Genomic DNA, 15,127 nt, shown 5'->3' on the forward strand with positions numbered 1-15,127 from the left:
GGATTAGGATGCGCTTCAGCCTTGCGGCGTCAGCGTCTTGGTGTGATTGGTGGTTTTCACTTTGAATACGTCGTCGGGGATCTTCTGGTTGACCTTGATGTTGAAGTACTTTGCCAGCCGATAGTCTTCTTTCGCGAACAGCTGCTGCTGCACGCTCAGGCCGCGCGACGGGTCGATCCAGAGCACGATCTTGTTGAAGACGTTCTTGGTCTTTGGCGACTTGGGAACGAGTTCCAACTTCTCCGTCTTCACGCCGTCGATCATCTCCGAGCCGGCATACTTCACGTCGTAGCTGGGCAGCAGATCGTGGCCGCGGCCGCCAAAGCCCAGTACCATGAAGCTCTCCATCTCGGCTTTGTTCTTGCCGGCGTTGTAGACGGTGAGCGTGTCGATCCTCGGCTGGTACATCTTTACCTGGCCGTCGGCGTAGACCACCACCTTCACTTCCGGCTTCTCGATGTCCGCGGCCATCTGGATCTCTTTGTTGTTGCGCCGGAAATAGACTTTGCCTTTCTGGGTGTCGATCTCGTTCACGACCCTGGTGTATTGGTCCCAGGTGAAGTCGGCTTCGGTGGACCTGAAGTTTGCGGCGGCGCGGTCCATGGCGCTCAGCACTGCGTCCAGGTTCTGGGCGCTTGCTGCGGCGCTCGCCATCACGGCGAGCGCGATCACGCAACCGAGTTTTCGGAGCTGCTTCATCTGCATGCTTCGCTGCCTCTGCACTACCGGCCGGCTAAGGCTTGGCCCATACTTTATACGCCGTCACGCGCTCACCCGCCGCGGCATTGCACGGTCCCGAGCCTGGCCGGCATACCGGCTCCCACTTCACCACTTCGACCTCGGAGTTCGAGATCTGCTGGATCACGCGCTGGGCGCTCTCGCGGACGGCCTGATCGCCCTGTCCGCGCACCTCGGCAGCATCGATCTGGTAGACCAAAAGCCCTTTTTCTTCGGGAAGGACGACTACTCTGGTTTGATGCGGATTTCGCTCGATCGGTTTGTCCTTAAAGTTGATCCACAGCGGTGCCAGGAAGATGAAGGCGAGGATCACCGTGACCATCACGTCGTAATGCAGGCTGCCGCGCTCGTGCTCCCACGCGATGTAGCCCTTGATCGTCTTCCACATGGTTATGTCTCGATCTCTAGAACTTCTTCGCCGTGATCCTGTCTGCTCCCACGTACGGCCGTAATACTTCCGGGATAACGACCGAGCCATCCTTCTGCTGATAGTTCTCGAGGATGGCCAGCCAGGTGCGCCCAACGGCCAGGCCGCTGCCATTGAGGGTATGGACGAACTCACTCTTCCTTGTTCCGGCGCCCTCGGGCTTGTACCGGATGCCCGCCCGCCGCGCCTGGAAGGCTTCGAAGTTCGAGCAGGACGAGATCTCGCGGAACAGGTTCTGTCCCGGCAGCCAGACCTCGATGTCGTAAGTCTTCGCGGCGGAGAAGCCCATGTCGGCGGTGCAAAGCGTGACGGTGCGGTAGTGCAGGCCAAGTTTTTGCAGCACCGTCTCCGCGTGGCCGGTGAGTTTCTCGAGCTGATCGTAGCTTTCCTCCGGACGCGCGAACTTGACCAGCTCGACTTTCTGGAACTGGTGCTGCCGGATGATGCCGCGGACGTCCTTGCCATGCGAGCCTGCCTCGCTGCGGAAGCATGGCGTGTATGCGGTGAGCGAGATGGGCAGGCGCGCGCCGTCGAGCGTCTCGTCGCGATAGAGGTTGGTCAACGGGACTTCGGCCGTCGGAATGAGGTACAGGTTCTTCTCGCGGTGCGGTACGCGGAACAGGTCATCCTCGAACTTTGGCAGCTGGCCGGTGCCGTACATCGACTCCGGATTCACCAGGTACGGTGGCAGCACTTCGGTGTAGCCGTGCTCGCGGGTGTGCAAGTCGAGCATGAAGTTGGCGAGCGCGCGCTCCAGCTTCGCGCCCATGTCCCAGTAGACGGCGAAGCGAGCTCCCGCGATCTTCGCCGCGCGCTCGAGGTCGAGAACGCCGAGCTCCGCACCTAGTTCCCAATGCGGCTTGGGTTGGAAATCGAATTCAGGTGGTGCGCCCCAGCGACGCACTTCCTGGTTGTCTTCCGGACTCTTCCCCACGGGCACGGAATCGTGCGGCAGGTTGGGAATCCCGGCCAACAGGTTGCGCAGCTCGTCATCTTTCTCCGCCGCACGTCTTTCCAGTTCCTGGCCTTGCTCGCGCAGGGCCTTCATCGCGGCGATGAGCTCGGCGGCGTCCTTCTTCTCGCGCTTCAGGCGCGCGACCTCTTCCGAAGCCTTGTTTTGCTTCGCCTTCAGGGTCTCCGATTCGGTGATGAGCGCACGGCGCGCGGCATCGAGTTCGAGGAATCCGCTGAGCACGCGTGCGGCATCGGGGCCGCGGTCGCGCAGCTTCTTTTCGACGAGATCGAGATGTTCGCGGACGAACCCGAGGTCGAGCATGAGGCACTAATGTAAATGATGAGACGCAATCCTCGGTACTCGGTACTCAGTACGCGGTCCTTCCTGCCTGTCGTACACTGTTTTCAATGAGCCAAAGCCGCGAAAGCCGCCAAAGTCCTGCGCCTGTGCCGCAACCGCCCGTGTGCGACCTGAGCGTGAGCTTCTGCGGTATTCCCTTCAAGAACCCCATCATCGCGGCCAGCGGCACGTTCGGTTACGGCGTGGAGTTCGAGGACATCGTCACGCTGGCCAAGCTGGGCGGCTTCGTGGTGAAGGGACTCTCGCGCGAGCCCATGGCCGGAAATCCGCCGCCGCGTGTCTTCGAGACCGCCGCCGGCATGCTGAACTCGATCGGACTGCAGAACATCGGGGCGCGCGCCTTCGTCGAAGAAAAGCTTCCGGTACTGAACCGCATCAAGAACATCGTGGTCATCGCCAACGTCTTCGGCTACACCCGCGAGGACTACCAGGAGACCATCCGCATCCTGAACGACGGCGATGGCATTGCCGCGTACGAGTTGAACGTCAGCTGCCCGAACACCAAGCACGGCGGCATCAGCTTCGGCTCCGACCGCGTGATGCTCGAAGACGTAGTGGCAACGGCGAAAGCCGCCTCGAAGCGTCCGCTGATCGTGAAGCTTTCGCCCAACGTGACCTCGATCCCGATGATGGCACACGCCGCCGCGAACGCCGGCGCCGACGCCATCTCGCTGGTCAACACCTTCGTCGCTATGGCCATCGACGCGGAAACGCGCAAGCCGCGCATCTCGAACATCACCGCCGGACTCTCCGGCCCGGCCATCAAGCCCATCGCCTTGCGCATGGTCTATGAAGCGGCACACGCGGTGGATATCCCCGTGATCGGCATCGGCGGCATCACCACGCCGGAAGACGTGGTCGAATACATGCTCGCGGGCGCGGCCGCGGTCGAGGTGGGCACGGCGAATTTCTGGGACCCGTGCGCCACCGAGCACATCGTCAACGGACTGGAACGCTGGTGCGTGGAGCACCGCGTGGCAAAGGTCACCGACCTGATCGGCGGACTCAACCTCGGCTGACGCCGCTTAATGCGGATGCGGATGGGCTTCGGAAGCGTCTGTGGGGCGAGCGTGATTCAGCTCGCAGCCTGCTGACTCGCGTATTGCTTCGGATTGCCATCAAACTTGCTTTTGCAGCCCGCGCAACAAAAGTAGTAGGTCTTTCCCTCGTACGTCGATTGTGCCGCTGCCTTCTGTTCATCAACCTTCATGCCGCAGACAGGATCAGTGTGTGTCGCCATTGTTGGTCCCCCTTTAAGTTACAAGTCCGAAAGCCGTATCAACTTTGCACAATACTGTCTCCCCAATTGTGTGACTGTTCAGGATTGCACACGTTCAGCCGCGTCACCACGACAACTGTTCTTGCCGCGGGCGATGGCTGCCCGCTTCTGGTGCTTGAGAACAGTTGCCCTTTGCTGGATGCGCGAGAGGCTCAAGATGCGTTCGGACGATGTTGGCCTGGCGACGGCCCCTGGATCCAGAACACAGCCTTCACGGTGCTTTGCCATGGCATCATCTGGCTCGCGAGGCACGAATCAGTACGATCGTGCCGGCCGGAGCATCTTTGCTTCGAACCGATTTCACGTGACTGAAGCCGGCCTCTTCGATCAAGTCGGGCAGCCTACCTTCGGCGTTGTCTCGCGTCGGATTGAAACCGTCCAAGGCGCGCACAACAGCGAAGCCCAGCTTCGCCGCTGGCGTTCTTGGCTTCCCCCAATCTGCGACGAAAAGCTCTCCTCCGTCCCGCAGAACGCGGAGACACTCGCGCAATGCCTGGAGTTTGCTGAAGGTATTGAGATGATGGAACAACAAGCTGGAAATGACCTTGTCGAATGTGCCATCCGCGAATGGAAGCGCTGAAGCGACTCCCTGCCGCAGCTCGATCTCAAGACCGGCAGCCGAGATCTTCCGTCGGGCGAGGGAAAGGACGCGCGCATCTGCATCTACGCCGATGATCTCGGCACACGGACTCACACGCTTCGCCAGAATGGCGCTGCTTGCTGTCCCACACCCGAGATCCAATACACGCTGTCCGGGCTGGATCGACGCTTCCTCCACCAACGCTGCGCGAAAACGATCTTCGTGTGTGGTAAATCGGACGACAGCATCATAGAAACGCGTCAGCTGCGAGAATCGCAGGGCGGGAATGAATGGTTCCCTGGGCTGTTGCGTGTCAGTCATTTCCAGCGGCGCGCCCGATCCTCTCCGTTGCTTTTTCGCGAAAAAAGACGTGCCCGGGTAACGATAGGTCTCTTCCGCACATCGTCGGCGTCAGTGCGAGTGCGGATGCGATTCTGCCACAGCGCTCGTACTTGAGCTCTTCCCGAAGCGCACTTCAGCCGCGTGCAGCTTACTGCCCATCTCATGAACGTCGATCACGACCCGGTCGCCGACTTTTAGGTCTTTGACCGTGGCCGCCGCGCCGCTCTTGGTGAACTTGGTGCTCGCGTCGAAACCTACGGTTTTGACTGCGCCGGTCTTTGTCACGACCGTGATGGAGTCACTCGTCACGGCTTTCACCTTGCCCATAACGTGCTCGGCTCCGCCGTGCGCGAAGGAAAGTGCGCCCAGTGCAAACATCAGGACGCCGATGGTAAGAAGTTTTCGCATTTCTTTTCTCCTGGTTTAGTGATGTTTCGGTTTTGTGTTTTGCTTCTTTGAGCTCTCGCCTTCGCCACTCAGAAAATCCTGCTCGGCACGCTCATCCTCCAATTCCGCCGCACTCCGCGGGTTGAGGCGCTGCATCTCCTTCAACTCCGCGGGGGTGAGGCTGGGCAAACGGCGCATGAAGAGCACGAGCTTCCAGCTGTCGTGGTCCCGGTGGGGATCGGATTCTCCCCACGCCGGCATGCCGGTGAGGCGGATGCCGTTGTGGATGGTGTAGTACAGCTCTCCATCGGTCAGCTCCTGCGTTGCAGGCAGACGCATGTCCGGCGCTTTGGGATAGAGGTTCTGACCGATCGGGGTCTGGCCGCTGCCATCGTTCGCGTGACAGATCGCGCAATGATCCGCAAAGTGTGCGCGCGCTTCTGCCATTATCTCCGGGGTGGCCGAGAAAAGATTCTTCTCGTTCTTTGCTGCGGCGGGGACGGCGAGCGCACGCATTGTGCGGGCGACGAGCCCCTCGAGTGTGGAGGGCCGCTCGCGCGCGCTGAAGCCGCGCCGGATCATGAACCACACCCCCACGACCGCAGCCACGATGAGAACAACCAGCAGCAGCCCGGCTTTGCGTTTATGCGTCATTGTCTTTCTCCTCACCAAGTCCTTCAGACGCAGGTCTAGTGACCCATCTTCATCAACGCCGGCCGCAACCTCAAGAACACTCGGAACGATACCGGCTGGTCTCCATAGAAGGGATCGAGCGCGGCCGGCTTGGAGTAGAACGTGACGTCGGCGCCAAGGCCGAGTTGCAGCTTCGCGTTCTGCACCAGGTCGCGGACGCCGCCAAAGGTGTACGCCCCGATGCGAAAGTTCTCATGCGGCGGCGGGCCGAGCGGAAAGAGCTCGTCCTTGTCGACGAGTTCCAGCCGCGTGTAGGCGTAGGTCTTGCGCTGGAAGTTGACGGTAGATTCGAGCAGGTAACTGTTCTGGACGGTGTCTTGGTTCTGCACGACGGGTGCCAGCTTGTGGTTGCGTCCCCAAAGCAGCGTGGTCGCCCAGTTCCCGGCCGCCAGCGGACGGTTGTAGGTGACCGACGCCGTCTGCCGGTCGATGTCGGTGACCTCGAGCGCTTCCGGCTGGGTGAGGTGGCCGTAGGAGTACTGCATGCTCCAGTTGGGGGTAGGCTGGAGGCTGGCGCGCACCGCCCATGATTCCAGCGGCGCGAAGTCGATGGTGTAGCGCTTCTCGTCCGGCTCGCGTCCGTTGAAGACCGAGCCTTCCACTTTCAACTTCGCTTGCTTCGCGAGCGTGAAGATCAGTCCGCTGGTCACGACGCCGGCGGAGATGTGCGTCGAGTCCTGAAGATGATGGCCGAGCGGCGCCGCGGGCAACTCCGCCGCCGACGCGCGATGCATGAACGCGACCGGCCCGAGCGCGGGCTCGCCGACCGGAGCGCCATAGAACTGCCACGAGACGCGCTGATCCAACGGCACGGTATAGGTGACGGAGAGCTCGCCAAAGACGTCGTGCGGGTGCTGTTTATCCACGATGGGCAGGCCGTGATAGGTCTCGCCGGTCTGGAAGAGTTGGGGGAATCCGCCATGCGGCGCGGTGAGCGATTCGGCCGAGAGCATCTGGCGGAACACAATCGTCCCGCGGCCGAGCTTGTGCTGCTGCATCAGCATCAGCCAGTTCATGGATTCGAATTTGCCGACGCCGCGCGGCCCACCTTGCTGGTTGTAGGTGAGAAAGAGGTTGCCGTGCGCCATGATCTGCCACTCGCCTGCCTTCGTCATCCACATGTGCTCAGGAGAAGAGGCCGGCTGCGGCATGGTGCCGGAGCCGAGCGACTCGCCCGCGCTGTGCTCGTCGTGCTTGTCACCCATCTGCATACCGGGCATGCCGGGCGTGCTGTCGCCTTTATTTTCTTGCGGCTTCTTCTCCTGCGGCTTCTGCTCGGGCGCGTGCTCGTGCTGCGCGGGCGGCTGCGGTGGCGGCGGAGTAGCCTGCGCCGGCGACTGGGCCGGCGCCTGTGCCGCCGGCGGCTGGGCGGGAGGCATCTGCATGCCCTCGTGCTGCGCGAACGCAGAGAGCGCAATGAATATGATCGCAAAAACAATGCACGTGCGGACTTTCATGATTTCCCCTTTTCTGGAATGAAGTGAAGCTGGCTCCGCCGCGCGGCGGAGAGGGGAATCCAGACTAGATGCGAAGCTGGGTGGGGAGAGCGGGTGGGCCAGGTGGTACCGCCGCGGAGCGCGCAAAAATATCTGCGGAGTTGTTCGCGAGCAGGGGCGCCGAGGCGGCAAGCACAGGTGCGAGGACGGCACTCGGCCTCTGCGGGTCCGAGCGTTGCGCCGGTACAGCCGGCGAAGTGCGCAGGCAATGCGACACCGCCCCGGCAGAAACAAGCGACGCCGCGGACGCATTAGTCACTGCAGCTTGATGATGATGGTGAGGGTGATGTTCTCCGCTGGTCGCCGCCGGCAGCGAGTGCTGATGCCGGGCGCCGGCGCAGTCCGTTGCGCACAGCAGGGTGCCCGCGCCCGAGGCTACGCCCACGAACACAAGCAGCAACAGCGCGGCAATGGTAGAGCGGATCAAGGTGTCAGCTTTGATGCATTATCGAGCCTACAGGTTCCGGATCTCTTCCGGCAAGCGGCTGCGGATCTCCTCCGGCAAGCGTTCCTGCACGCGGCGAGCGCCGGAGCGCGCGACGTCTGCGATCACGAGCGGTGCGGGCGTGGTGACAGCCACGACCAGCCAGACGACGCTGGAGATGGCAAAACCCGCCAAGGCCGCGATCTCGAGGAGAAAAGCGTGCCGCGGATCGAAGTGCCGGATGGCCCCCCAGGCAAGCAGGAACATGACCGCAGAGACGCTGGAGAGCGCGATCAGCCCGATATCGATAGTGCGGTGCAAGCGCTGCTTGCGCCGGCAATAAAGGCAGGTGGCGAGGTGGTCTTCATAGTCACCGCGCATCTCCGGCGTGATGCCAGAGATGTCGTAGCGCCAGCCGGCGAGGATGTCGCCGACCACGGTGTCAGTGCAATGCAGACCCATCCTTGAATCTTCCCGCTCTCGGCCAGAGAGTCGTGAGCCGTCTAGAACCGGACGGGCTCGAGGGGCGTATCCTGTTGCGCCAGGAGCACGCGATTCGAGGTCAGCAGGCTGCGTCGCGGTTCCAGCGCGCTCTCCGCTGCACCGCGCGCGATCTCCGGGTGATTGTTCTGCTCGGAGAGATGCGCGAGGATCACAGTGGACGCACTTCCATCATAGCTGCTGCTGAAGAATTCCGCGAGCGCCGCATTGGAGAGGTGGCCAACACGGCTCATCACGCGCTGCTTCACCGACCACGGATACGGCCCGCCCCGCAACATCTCCAGATCGTGATTGCTCTCGATCATTAGTACGTCGGAGCCGCGCAAATGTTCCTTCACATTCGCCGGCATGTAGCCCAGGTCGGTGATGACCGAGACTTTCACGCCTTCCACGCGGAAGGTGAAGGCCACCGGGTCGGCGGCGTCGTGCGGGATGGTGAACGGCGTCACCTGGATGTCGCCGATCTGGAAACTGCGCCCGGAAGCGAACAACTCCAGTTGGCCGAGGTTGGTCTGCCGCCTGCGCTCTTCCTTGTTGTGGAAGCTGCGGCTCCACTCGTCATTGCACGGCCCCGTCATGTAGACCGGCAGTTTGAGCTTGCGGGCCAGTACGGGCAGTCCGCAGACGTGGTCGGAGTGCTCGTGCGAGATCAGGATGGCGTCCAGCCGCTCGGGCTCTTCCCCGGCAGCGCGCAGACGCTTGAACGTCTCTTTGCAGGAGATACCGGCGTCCACCAGGATGCGCGTGCGCGAGCTTGCCACTAGCGTCGCGTTCCCACGACTGCCACTCGCCAGGACCGTGATCGTCACCGCCATTGGCCGAGCGTAACCCCTTTGCTCTTTTTTCGGGAGTAACAATGTAGTTAACATGGTGGAAAAGCGATGTACGCGTGCCGTTGTGGGCCATGCTTCTGTCCCTGAGCTCTCGTTGGTCGGCCCTCTGGTGGTCTATGCTCTAGGGATGCGCACTCGTTTTGCTGCCCTCTTCCTGCTACTGCTCTTCGTGTTTCCCCGCGCCGCCCATCCCATCGATCGCGCGCGTTATCGCGAGCTCAACGCCAAGGCACGCGCGCTGGCGAAGCAGCAGGACTGGCAGGGCGTCCGCGAGGTGCTGACCACGCTCGGCCAAGAGCTGCCCGCACCTACCCCGCGCTACCTGCTGACCGTGGCCTCGGTGGAGACGCATCTTGGCCACAAGGATGAAGCCCTGAAGTGGCTGGCGCGCTACGCCGCGATGGGACTCGCCTACGACGTTGCCGCCGACGACGACCTCAAGCCGCTCCTCGCCGAGCCTGGCTTCGCGAAGATCGCCGCAACCATGAGCGCGCGGACCGCGCCCATCACCACCAGCGAGATGTACTGCGCGCTCGCCATGGTGGACGGCATGCCGGAGGACATCACGCACGATGGCGCCGGCTTCGTGGTCTCGAGCGTGCAGCATCGCACGCTCTATCGCTTGCGTCCGCCGCAGGCGGGCGACGTCGCGTGTGAGCTGCAGGAAGTGCCGCTCGAAGAAGCGGCCAAGCACTGGCCCACGCTCGCCGTCGCCGCCGACGGCCCGCGCAGGCTGCTCTGGCTCACCACCTCGGCCATGCCCGGCTTCAGCGATTTTCCTAAAGAAGACGAAGGCAAGGCAGCGCTGCTGGCGGTCAATAGCAGGGGCCAGATCACGCGCCGCTTCGACTTTGCCACCGCTGAGCCGGCAGTCCTGGGCGACATGACGCTCGCGCCCGACGGCACCATCTATGTGACGGATAGCGTCGGTGGCGGCGTCTACCGCGTGCGCATCGAGGTCCCGGGAGGCAAGTCCCCGGGTGGCAACTCCCCGAGTGGCAAGTCCCCGGGTGGCAAATCAAAGACCTCGAAGATCGAAAAGCTCGCCGATGGATTGTTCTCGCCACAGACTCCCGTGCTCGCCGCCGACCAGAAGCGGCTCTTCGTGGCGGACTACTCCATGGGCATCGCCGTGATCGACCTTGCCGGCGGCAAGCCGGTCGCGTACATGCCGCATCCTGAAGACATCGCCGTCACCGGCATCGATGGCCTCTACCTCGCCGGGGACGCGCTGATCGCTATCCAGAACGGCACCGAGCCGGCACGCGTGGTCCGCCTCCGCCTCGATGGTCAGCAGCGGCAGATCGTCTCGGCTGAGGTGATGGAGCAAGGCGGCGAGCGCCTCGGCGATCCTACCCACGCGGTCGTGGTCGAGGGATGGCTCTACGTGATCGGCAACGTCGGCTGGAACAAGGTGGACGCCAGCGGCAAACTGAAGGCGGGACAGGATTTCACCGCACCCGTTGTGCTGCGCTTCCCGCTAAATGGAAGCAGCGGAAGCAATGGAAGCAACGAACACAAAGGCCGCAAAGGCACGCCAAAGTAGACAGGCTACTTCTTGAGCGCGTTCTTCAGGATCGCGATCTGTCCGGCGTGGTAGACGGTGTGCTGCACGATGCCGGGAAGCGCATCGGCAAAGTTGGATGTGCGTCCGGGGACTTTGTCTCTCATCCGCTTAGGATCGAAGGCACGAATGCTGCGGCGCAGCTTCTCCCCCACATCGTAGAGATCACGCTGCGCCCGCACCCAACCGGCGGCGTCCGTCTTCGTGACCCGAGGCCAGTCGAACTTCTCCATCGCAGGCGATGGCCAAGGCAAGAGCGGCTTGCCGTGCACCGCACTATCGATCATCTTCAGCCAGCTCGTGATGTGGTGTACCAGCTCCCAGATGGAGTGCGCGCCGGCGACAGGTCGCGCCGATGCCTGCTTCGCTGCTACACCACGCAGGATCTCGCGGATCGCCGGCCCGTACCATGGGTCGCCGGTGAGCGCGCGGTGAAGCTGGTCGGCTAGGCGTTCGAGTTCAGTCATGGGAGTGTTGAGACCTGAAGTGTTGAGGGCTGAATCTTCCGTTGCCGCATGAACGGTTCCTCCTCAAAACTCAAAATTCACAACTCAACCTTTTTCCAACCCAGTTCAGTACTTATAGAACCCTCTTCCACTTTTTCTTCCCAGCCATCCGGCGTCGACCATCTTGATCAGCAGCGGACAGGGCCGGTATTTCGGATCGCCAAGGCCGTCTTGCAGCACGCGCATGATGTCGAGGCAGACGTCCAAGCCGATGAAGTCGGCGAGCGTGAGTGGGCCCATGGGATGGGCCATGCCGAGCTTGAAGACCTCGTCCACCGCTTCGGGCGTCGCGACGCCTTCCATCACCGCGAACATCGCTTCGTTCAACAGGGGCATGAGCACACGATTGGAGACGAAGCCGGGCGCGTCGTTCACCTCGACCGGCGTCTTCTCCAGCTTGAGGGCAAGGTCGCGTGTAGCGTCATAGGTCGCCTGCGCCGTGGCGAGGCCGCGGATCACTTCGACCAGCTTCATCATCGGCACGGGATTGAAGAAGTGCATGCCGATGACTCTCTCCGGACGCTTGGTCTGCGCCCCGAGCTTGGTGATGGAGATGGACGATGTGTTCGACGCGAGGATCACCTCCGGGCGGCACATCGCGTCCAGCTCGCGGAAGAGTTCGCGCTTGACCTCGAACTTCTCCGTCGCGGCTTCCACGATGAAATCACAGCCGGCAAGCTGCTTGCGGTCGGTGGTCCGAGTGATGCGTCCCAGGGCGGCATCCTTGTCGGCCGCTGAGATCTTTGCCTTGACGACTTCGCGGTCGAGGTTCTTGCCGATGGTCTCAAAGCCGCGGTCGAGGAATTTTTGGTCGAGGTCGTAGAGCACGACCTTGTATCCCGGCTTCGAGCGGGAGAAAACGTGCGCGATGCCGTTGCCCATCGTGCCGGCGCCGATCACGCCGACGGTCTTGATCTCCATAAGTCAGAGCCTTTCACCACGGAGGCACGGAGACGCGGAGGAATGCGGGAACGAAAGAACAAAAGAGTGTAGTCGAACGGCTGTCCGCTGTCCGCTATCCCGCAATGCGAATGGGCGCGGCCGGAGCCACGCCCAAACGGAAAGCGAACAGCGGAGAGCGCCCTATCCTTCGTAGGTGAACGACATCTTCACGCCAGCAACCTCGACCATATCGCCCTCGGCGAGGTCGTGTTGCGCTCCCGGCGGCACGTCCGCGCCCGCCACCTTCATCTTCGCGCCCTTATCCTGCGCGGCGATCATGTAGCCATTGTCGCGGCGCGTGATGCTGGCCGCAACGTCGGGAGCGAACCAGCCTTTCAGCCGGATGGTCGCCATCGAGTTCTTCCCGATCATGGTCAGCTTGCTGCTCAGGCGATACTCCTTGGCGTCCGTCTTGCCCTCGAGCACGCGCAGCATCCCGATGCGGTCTTTGAACACCGGCGCCGGCGTCATGCTGGTGCCGGTGGGTCCGGAGATCATTCCCGAAGGCGCGGCGGATGGAATAGAGGGAGCGGAAGGACGAGAGGGAGCGGATGAAGTAGGTGGAGTAGATGGAATCGATGGAGTGGGCGAAGGTTGAGGAGCAGCCGCCGGCACAGCCGCGGGCGCGGGCGGAGCAGCATGCGGCGTGGAGGCAGCCGCGGCCGCTTCCGTCTGCGCCACGGCGGCGCTCGAGGCGCGAGCTTGCGCGAGCAGCTCTTTCGCTTTCTTGGTATCGAGCATCACGGTGGCATTCATCGTGGGCAGTGGCGGCGCGACCTGCGTCTGCTCCGCGGCGGGTTCGCCATCCTCGTGCCATTCGTCCACGAATTCGAGGGTGTGCTTGCCGATGAGGATCTTGTCGCCGTCGGCAAGGTCGTGCTTGGTGATGCGCTGATCGTTCACGTACGTCCCGTTGGTGGAGCCGTTGTCTTCCACGACGTAGCGCTCGAAGCTCCAGTAGACCTTGGCGTGGTGGCCCGAGACGGCGAGGTTATCTACCTGGACGAGGTTGTCGGGCAGGCGTCCGATGGTGATCACGCCATGCGAAAGCGTGAATTCTTTCAGCGGACGTCCTTCAAACGTTAGATAGAGTTTTGCCATTTCGGACTTCCTCCCCCGAGGAGCTTGCGATACCACGGCAACTCGACCACCCGGACGAGGACGCAGGTGATGTTGTCGTCGCCTCCATGGTCCTTTGCCGCCTGGATCAAGCGCTCGACGGCCTGCTCCAGGCTGCCGGCTCCCTTCACCAGCTCGAGCATCTGCGGATCTTTCACGTGCTTGGTGAGCCCGTCGGAAGCGAGCAACAGGATGTCGCCCGGACGCGCGATCATCTCGTCCACATCCGGCTCCACGCCGGCCTCAGAGCCGAGCGCGCGGATGATGATGTTCTGCATCTCCGACTGCTCAGCTTCTTCGAGCGTGATCAGGCCGCGGCGCACCTGCTCCATCACCAGCGAGTGGTCGGCGGTCAGCTGCTGGATCTTGCCGTCGCGGATGAGATAGATGCGGCTGTCGCCCACGTGCGCCAGCGCCACGTAGTTATCACGGATGAATGCGCCCACGATGGTCGAGCCCATGCCCGCGTGCGCGGTGTCGTTGGAGGCGCGCTCGAAGATGCGCTGGTTGGCGAGCTGCACCGCGCTGGCGAGCGCGTTCGCCATCGGCGATACGCCCTCGAACTTGCGCCCGATCACCGGATAATTCCCGTTGCTCGCGCTGCGGAAGTAAGCCAGCACGCTGTCCACGCCCATCTTGCTGGCGACCTCGCCGGCGGCCTGTCCGCCCATGCCGTCGCACACCACGTAGACGCCGAAGCGCGTGTCGTAGCCGAAATTGTCCTCGTTATTGGTGCGGACGCATCCCACATCGGACTTGCCCGCGACCTGGACACTCATTCCCATTTATTCGATACCGGTCTCTCGACGATGCTGGCGCCGCTGATGTTGATAATCGATGATTGCGTGTCTCGCGATTCTAAACTTTCCTGTCGTCGGACGCACTAACTCCACGCCGCCATCCGCGCACTTCACGGGAAACCACCGAAGACCGCCGGCTGGTTGCGAGGGCTGCGCAGCGGGGGGGAGAATGTGGCGGATTGTACTGAGCTAACTTATACAAACGCAAGGCATTTCCGCCAAGCAGCACCGCTCCGCGTTTCCGCATCTTAATCATCTACAACCGGGAACAATCTCTCGAAGCTGGAAGCGGGCCGAATCCAAGGGGCACCGCGCTTCCGCCACTTGTGATCCTATGAGATTCCCGGCAGGAGGATGAAAGCATGAAGAAAATCAAGGTGATCCTGCTGGCGATGGCCATGGTCGCGACGTTGAGCGGCTTGGCGGTCGCCCAGAACCGCGACTATCGCGACGACAACCGCGCCCAGGGCCAGAACGACGATTATCGCGGCAACCACCGCGAGGACAACAACTATCGCTGGGGTCGCGACCGCAACAACGATGCCCGCGAGTACGGCTACCACAACGGCTATCGCGCCGGCTGGTCCCAGGGACGCACCATCCGCACCAGCCGCGGCCGTTACGGCAACTGGAACAACGGTGGCTGGGGCAGCAGCAACGGAGCCCAGAGTGACACCAGCGGCTACCAGCGCTGGATGGGTCCGCAGGGCCAGTACAAGCAGGGCTACCGCGAGGGCTATCGCTCGGGCTATAGCGACGCCTATCACAACCGGCGCGCGCAGACCACCACCATCTACGGCCAGGGCGGACGCCCGACTCCGTGGGACCCGGATGGCGATGGCGTCCCCGGCGTCTCCAACAGCGGCGGCTACTACGGTGGCAGCGGTCAGTACGGCGGCCAGAACGGCAACGGGAGCGCGCAACGCTTCGGCTTTCAGGATGGCCAGCAGTTAGGCCAGCGCGACCGCGCCAGCGGCCATTCTTATCGTCCGACCGAGTGGCAGGCGTATAAGGACGCCGACCATGGCATGTCCGCTTCGAACGGCTATCGCAACTCCGACCAGTACAAGCAGGAGTATCGGCAGGCGTTCATGAACGGCTACAACCAGGGCTTCGGCCGGCGCTAGACCGCGAGCAACAGCAAAGGCCGTCCGCCTAGGCGGACGGCCTTTGCTGTTGCT

At 62.6% G+C, this 15,127-nt stretch carries 17 protein-coding genes; 3 read left to right on the plus strand and 14 right to left on the minus strand.

Features of this window, described 5'->3' with window-relative positions:
- Positions 1–15 precede the first annotated feature (15 nt).
- The 3 genes from M3P27_10630 to serS are packed head-to-tail and all read right to left on the minus strand — an operon-like array spanning position 16 to position 2,441.
- On the minus strand, positions 16–699 hold the full coding sequence (locus M3P27_10630) for an outer membrane lipoprotein carrier protein LolA (GenBank protein ID MDP9268762.1): 684 nt from the start codon (positions 697–699) through the stop codon (positions 16–18).
- 34 nt (positions 700–733) lie between these two features.
- Positions 734–1,126 (minus strand): hypothetical protein, encoded by a 393-nt coding sequence (locus tag M3P27_10635; protein ID MDP9268763.1) that lies wholly within the window; start codon positions 1,124–1,126, stop codon positions 734–736.
- A 16-nt stretch (positions 1,127–1,142) separates the two neighbouring features.
- A complete protein-coding gene (gene serS, locus M3P27_10640; protein ID MDP9268764.1) occupies positions 1,143–2,441 on the minus strand; it encodes a serine--tRNA ligase in 1,299 nt (432 codons plus the stop codon).
- Between the two features lie 125 nt (positions 2,442–2,566).
- On the opposite strand from serS, the gene M3P27_10645 reads away from it, so the two are divergent.
- Positions 2,567–3,499, plus strand: coding sequence for a dihydroorotate dehydrogenase (locus M3P27_10645; protein ID MDP9268765.1), 933 nt, complete (start codon positions 2,567–2,569; stop codon positions 3,497–3,499).
- A gap of 56 nt (positions 3,500–3,555) precedes the next feature.
- On the opposite strand, the gene M3P27_10650 is transcribed toward M3P27_10645, so the two are convergent.
- From M3P27_10650 to M3P27_10680, 7 genes are all read right to left on the minus strand, one after another.
- Entirely contained in the window at positions 3,556–3,690 is a 135-nt protein-coding gene (locus tag M3P27_10650; GenBank protein MDP9268766.1) for a YHS domain-containing protein, read from the minus strand.
- A 301-nt stretch (positions 3,691–3,991) separates the two neighbouring features.
- Positions 3,992–4,660, minus strand: a complete 669-nt coding sequence (locus M3P27_10655) for a methyltransferase domain-containing protein (protein ID MDP9268767.1) — start codon at positions 4,658–4,660, stop codon at positions 3,992–3,994.
- A gap of 90 nt (positions 4,661–4,750) precedes the next feature.
- The gene (locus tag M3P27_10660) at positions 4,751–5,089 is read right to left on the minus strand and encodes a DUF5666 domain-containing protein (protein MDP9268768.1); all 339 of its coding nucleotides are present in this window, start codon (positions 5,087–5,089) and stop codon (positions 4,751–4,753) included.
- A 15-nt stretch (positions 5,090–5,104) separates the two neighbouring features.
- Positions 5,105–5,722, minus strand: a complete 618-nt coding sequence (locus M3P27_10665; GenBank protein ID MDP9268769.1) for a c-type cytochrome — start codon at positions 5,720–5,722, stop codon at positions 5,105–5,107.
- A gap of 35 nt (positions 5,723–5,757) precedes the next feature.
- Entirely contained in the window at positions 5,758–7,218 is a 1,461-nt protein-coding gene (locus tag M3P27_10670) for a hypothetical protein (GenBank protein ID MDP9268770.1), read from the minus strand.
- 493 nt (positions 7,219–7,711) lie between these two features.
- Entirely contained in the window at positions 7,712–8,143 is a 432-nt protein-coding gene (locus M3P27_10675; GenBank protein ID MDP9268771.1) for a hypothetical protein, read from the minus strand.
- Between the two features lie 41 nt (positions 8,144–8,184).
- The gene (locus M3P27_10680) at positions 8,185–8,997 is read right to left on the minus strand and encodes an MBL fold metallo-hydrolase (protein ID MDP9268772.1); all 813 of its coding nucleotides are present in this window, start codon (positions 8,995–8,997) and stop codon (positions 8,185–8,187) included.
- 145 nt (positions 8,998–9,142) lie between these two features.
- Between M3P27_10680 and M3P27_10685 the strand changes: the two genes are divergently transcribed.
- Positions 9,143–10,561 (plus strand): hypothetical protein, encoded by a 1,419-nt coding sequence (locus M3P27_10685; GenBank protein MDP9268773.1) that lies wholly within the window; start codon positions 9,143–9,145, stop codon positions 10,559–10,561.
- A gap of 5 nt (positions 10,562–10,566) precedes the next feature.
- Here the strand turns inward: M3P27_10685 and M3P27_10690 are convergent, their stop codons facing one another.
- From M3P27_10690 to M3P27_10705, 4 genes are all read right to left on the minus strand, one after another.
- Complete coding sequence (locus M3P27_10690) at positions 10,567–11,046, minus strand: DinB family protein (protein ID MDP9268774.1); 480 nt, start codon at positions 11,044–11,046, stop codon at positions 10,567–10,569.
- 105 nt (positions 11,047–11,151) lie between these two features.
- Positions 11,152–12,006, minus strand: a complete 855-nt coding sequence (locus tag M3P27_10695) for a 3-hydroxybutyryl-CoA dehydrogenase (GenBank protein ID MDP9268775.1) — start codon at positions 12,004–12,006, stop codon at positions 11,152–11,154.
- Between the two features lie 162 nt (positions 12,007–12,168).
- On the minus strand, positions 12,169–13,128 hold the full coding sequence (locus tag M3P27_10700) for an FHA domain-containing protein (protein ID MDP9268776.1): 960 nt from the start codon (positions 13,126–13,128) through the stop codon (positions 12,169–12,171).
- Positions 13,110–13,925, minus strand: a complete 816-nt coding sequence (locus tag M3P27_10705; GenBank protein ID MDP9268777.1) for a Stp1/IreP family PP2C-type Ser/Thr phosphatase — start codon at positions 13,923–13,925, stop codon at positions 13,110–13,112. The genes M3P27_10700 and M3P27_10705 overlap by 19 nt, the downstream gene beginning before the upstream one ends.
- Positions 13,926–14,308: 383 nt before the next feature.
- On the opposite strand from M3P27_10705, the gene M3P27_10710 reads away from it, so the two are divergent.
- Positions 14,309–15,073 (plus strand): hypothetical protein, encoded by a 765-nt coding sequence (locus M3P27_10710; GenBank protein ID MDP9268778.1) that lies wholly within the window; start codon positions 14,309–14,311, stop codon positions 15,071–15,073.
- Positions 15,074–15,127 lie beyond the last annotated feature (54 nt).

It is taken from the genome of Acidobacteriota bacterium (assembly GCA_030774055.1).
Classification (GTDB): Bacteria; Acidobacteriota; Terriglobia; order Terriglobales; family Acidobacteriaceae; genus JACPNR01.

What these genes read in the sequence shown, in the direction of transcription:
- M3P27_10670 (MDP9268770.1), bottom strand. Translation starts at nt 7,218, where the DNA reads ATGAAAGTCCGCACGTGCATTGTTTTTGCGATCATATTCATTGCGCTC.
- M3P27_10690 (MDP9268774.1), bottom strand. Translation starts at nt 11,046, where the DNA reads ATGACTGAACTCGAACGCCTAGCCGACCAGCTTCACCGCGCGCTCACC.
- M3P27_10685 (MDP9268773.1), top strand. Translation starts at nt 9,143, where the DNA reads ATGCGCACTCGTTTTGCTGCCCTCTTCCTGCTACTGCTCTTCGTGTTT.
- M3P27_10705 (MDP9268777.1), bottom strand. Translation starts at nt 13,925, where the DNA reads ATGAGTGTCCAGGTCGCGGGCAAGTCCGATGTGGGATGCGTCCGCACC.
- M3P27_10630 (MDP9268762.1), bottom strand. Translation starts at nt 699, where the DNA reads ATGAAGCAGCTCCGAAAACTCGGTTGCGTGATCGCGCTCGCCGTGATG.
- M3P27_10680 (MDP9268772.1), bottom strand. Translation starts at nt 8,997, where the DNA reads ATGGCGGTGACGATCACGGTCCTGGCGAGTGGCAGTCGTGGGAACGCG.
- serS (MDP9268764.1), bottom strand. Translation starts at nt 2,441, where the DNA reads ATGCTCGACCTCGGGTTCGTCCGCGAACATCTCGATCTCGTCGAAAAG.
- M3P27_10650 (MDP9268766.1), bottom strand. Translation starts at nt 3,690, where the DNA reads ATGAAGGTTGATGAACAGAAGGCAGCGGCACAATCGACGTACGAGGGA.
- M3P27_10660 (MDP9268768.1), bottom strand. Translation starts at nt 5,089, where the DNA reads ATGCGAAAACTTCTTACCATCGGCGTCCTGATGTTTGCACTGGGCGCA.
- M3P27_10695 (MDP9268775.1), bottom strand. Translation starts at nt 12,006, where the DNA reads ATGGAGATCAAGACCGTCGGCGTGATCGGCGCCGGCACGATGGGCAAC.
- M3P27_10655 (MDP9268767.1), bottom strand. Translation starts at nt 4,660, where the DNA reads ATGACTGACACGCAACAGCCCAGGGAACCATTCATTCCCGCCCTGCGA.
- M3P27_10635 (MDP9268763.1), bottom strand. Translation starts at nt 1,126, where the DNA reads ATGTGGAAGACGATCAAGGGCTACATCGCGTGGGAGCACGAGCGCGGC.
- M3P27_10710 (MDP9268778.1), top strand. Translation starts at nt 14,309, where the DNA reads ATGAAGAAAATCAAGGTGATCCTGCTGGCGATGGCCATGGTCGCGACG.
- M3P27_10675 (MDP9268771.1), bottom strand. Translation starts at nt 8,143, where the DNA reads ATGGGTCTGCATTGCACTGACACCGTGGTCGGCGACATCCTCGCCGGC.
- M3P27_10665 (MDP9268769.1), bottom strand. Translation starts at nt 5,722, where the DNA reads ATGACGCATAAACGCAAAGCCGGGCTGCTGCTGGTTGTTCTCATCGTG.
- M3P27_10700 (MDP9268776.1), bottom strand. Translation starts at nt 13,128, where the DNA reads ATGGCAAAACTCTATCTAACGTTTGAAGGACGTCCGCTGAAAGAATTC.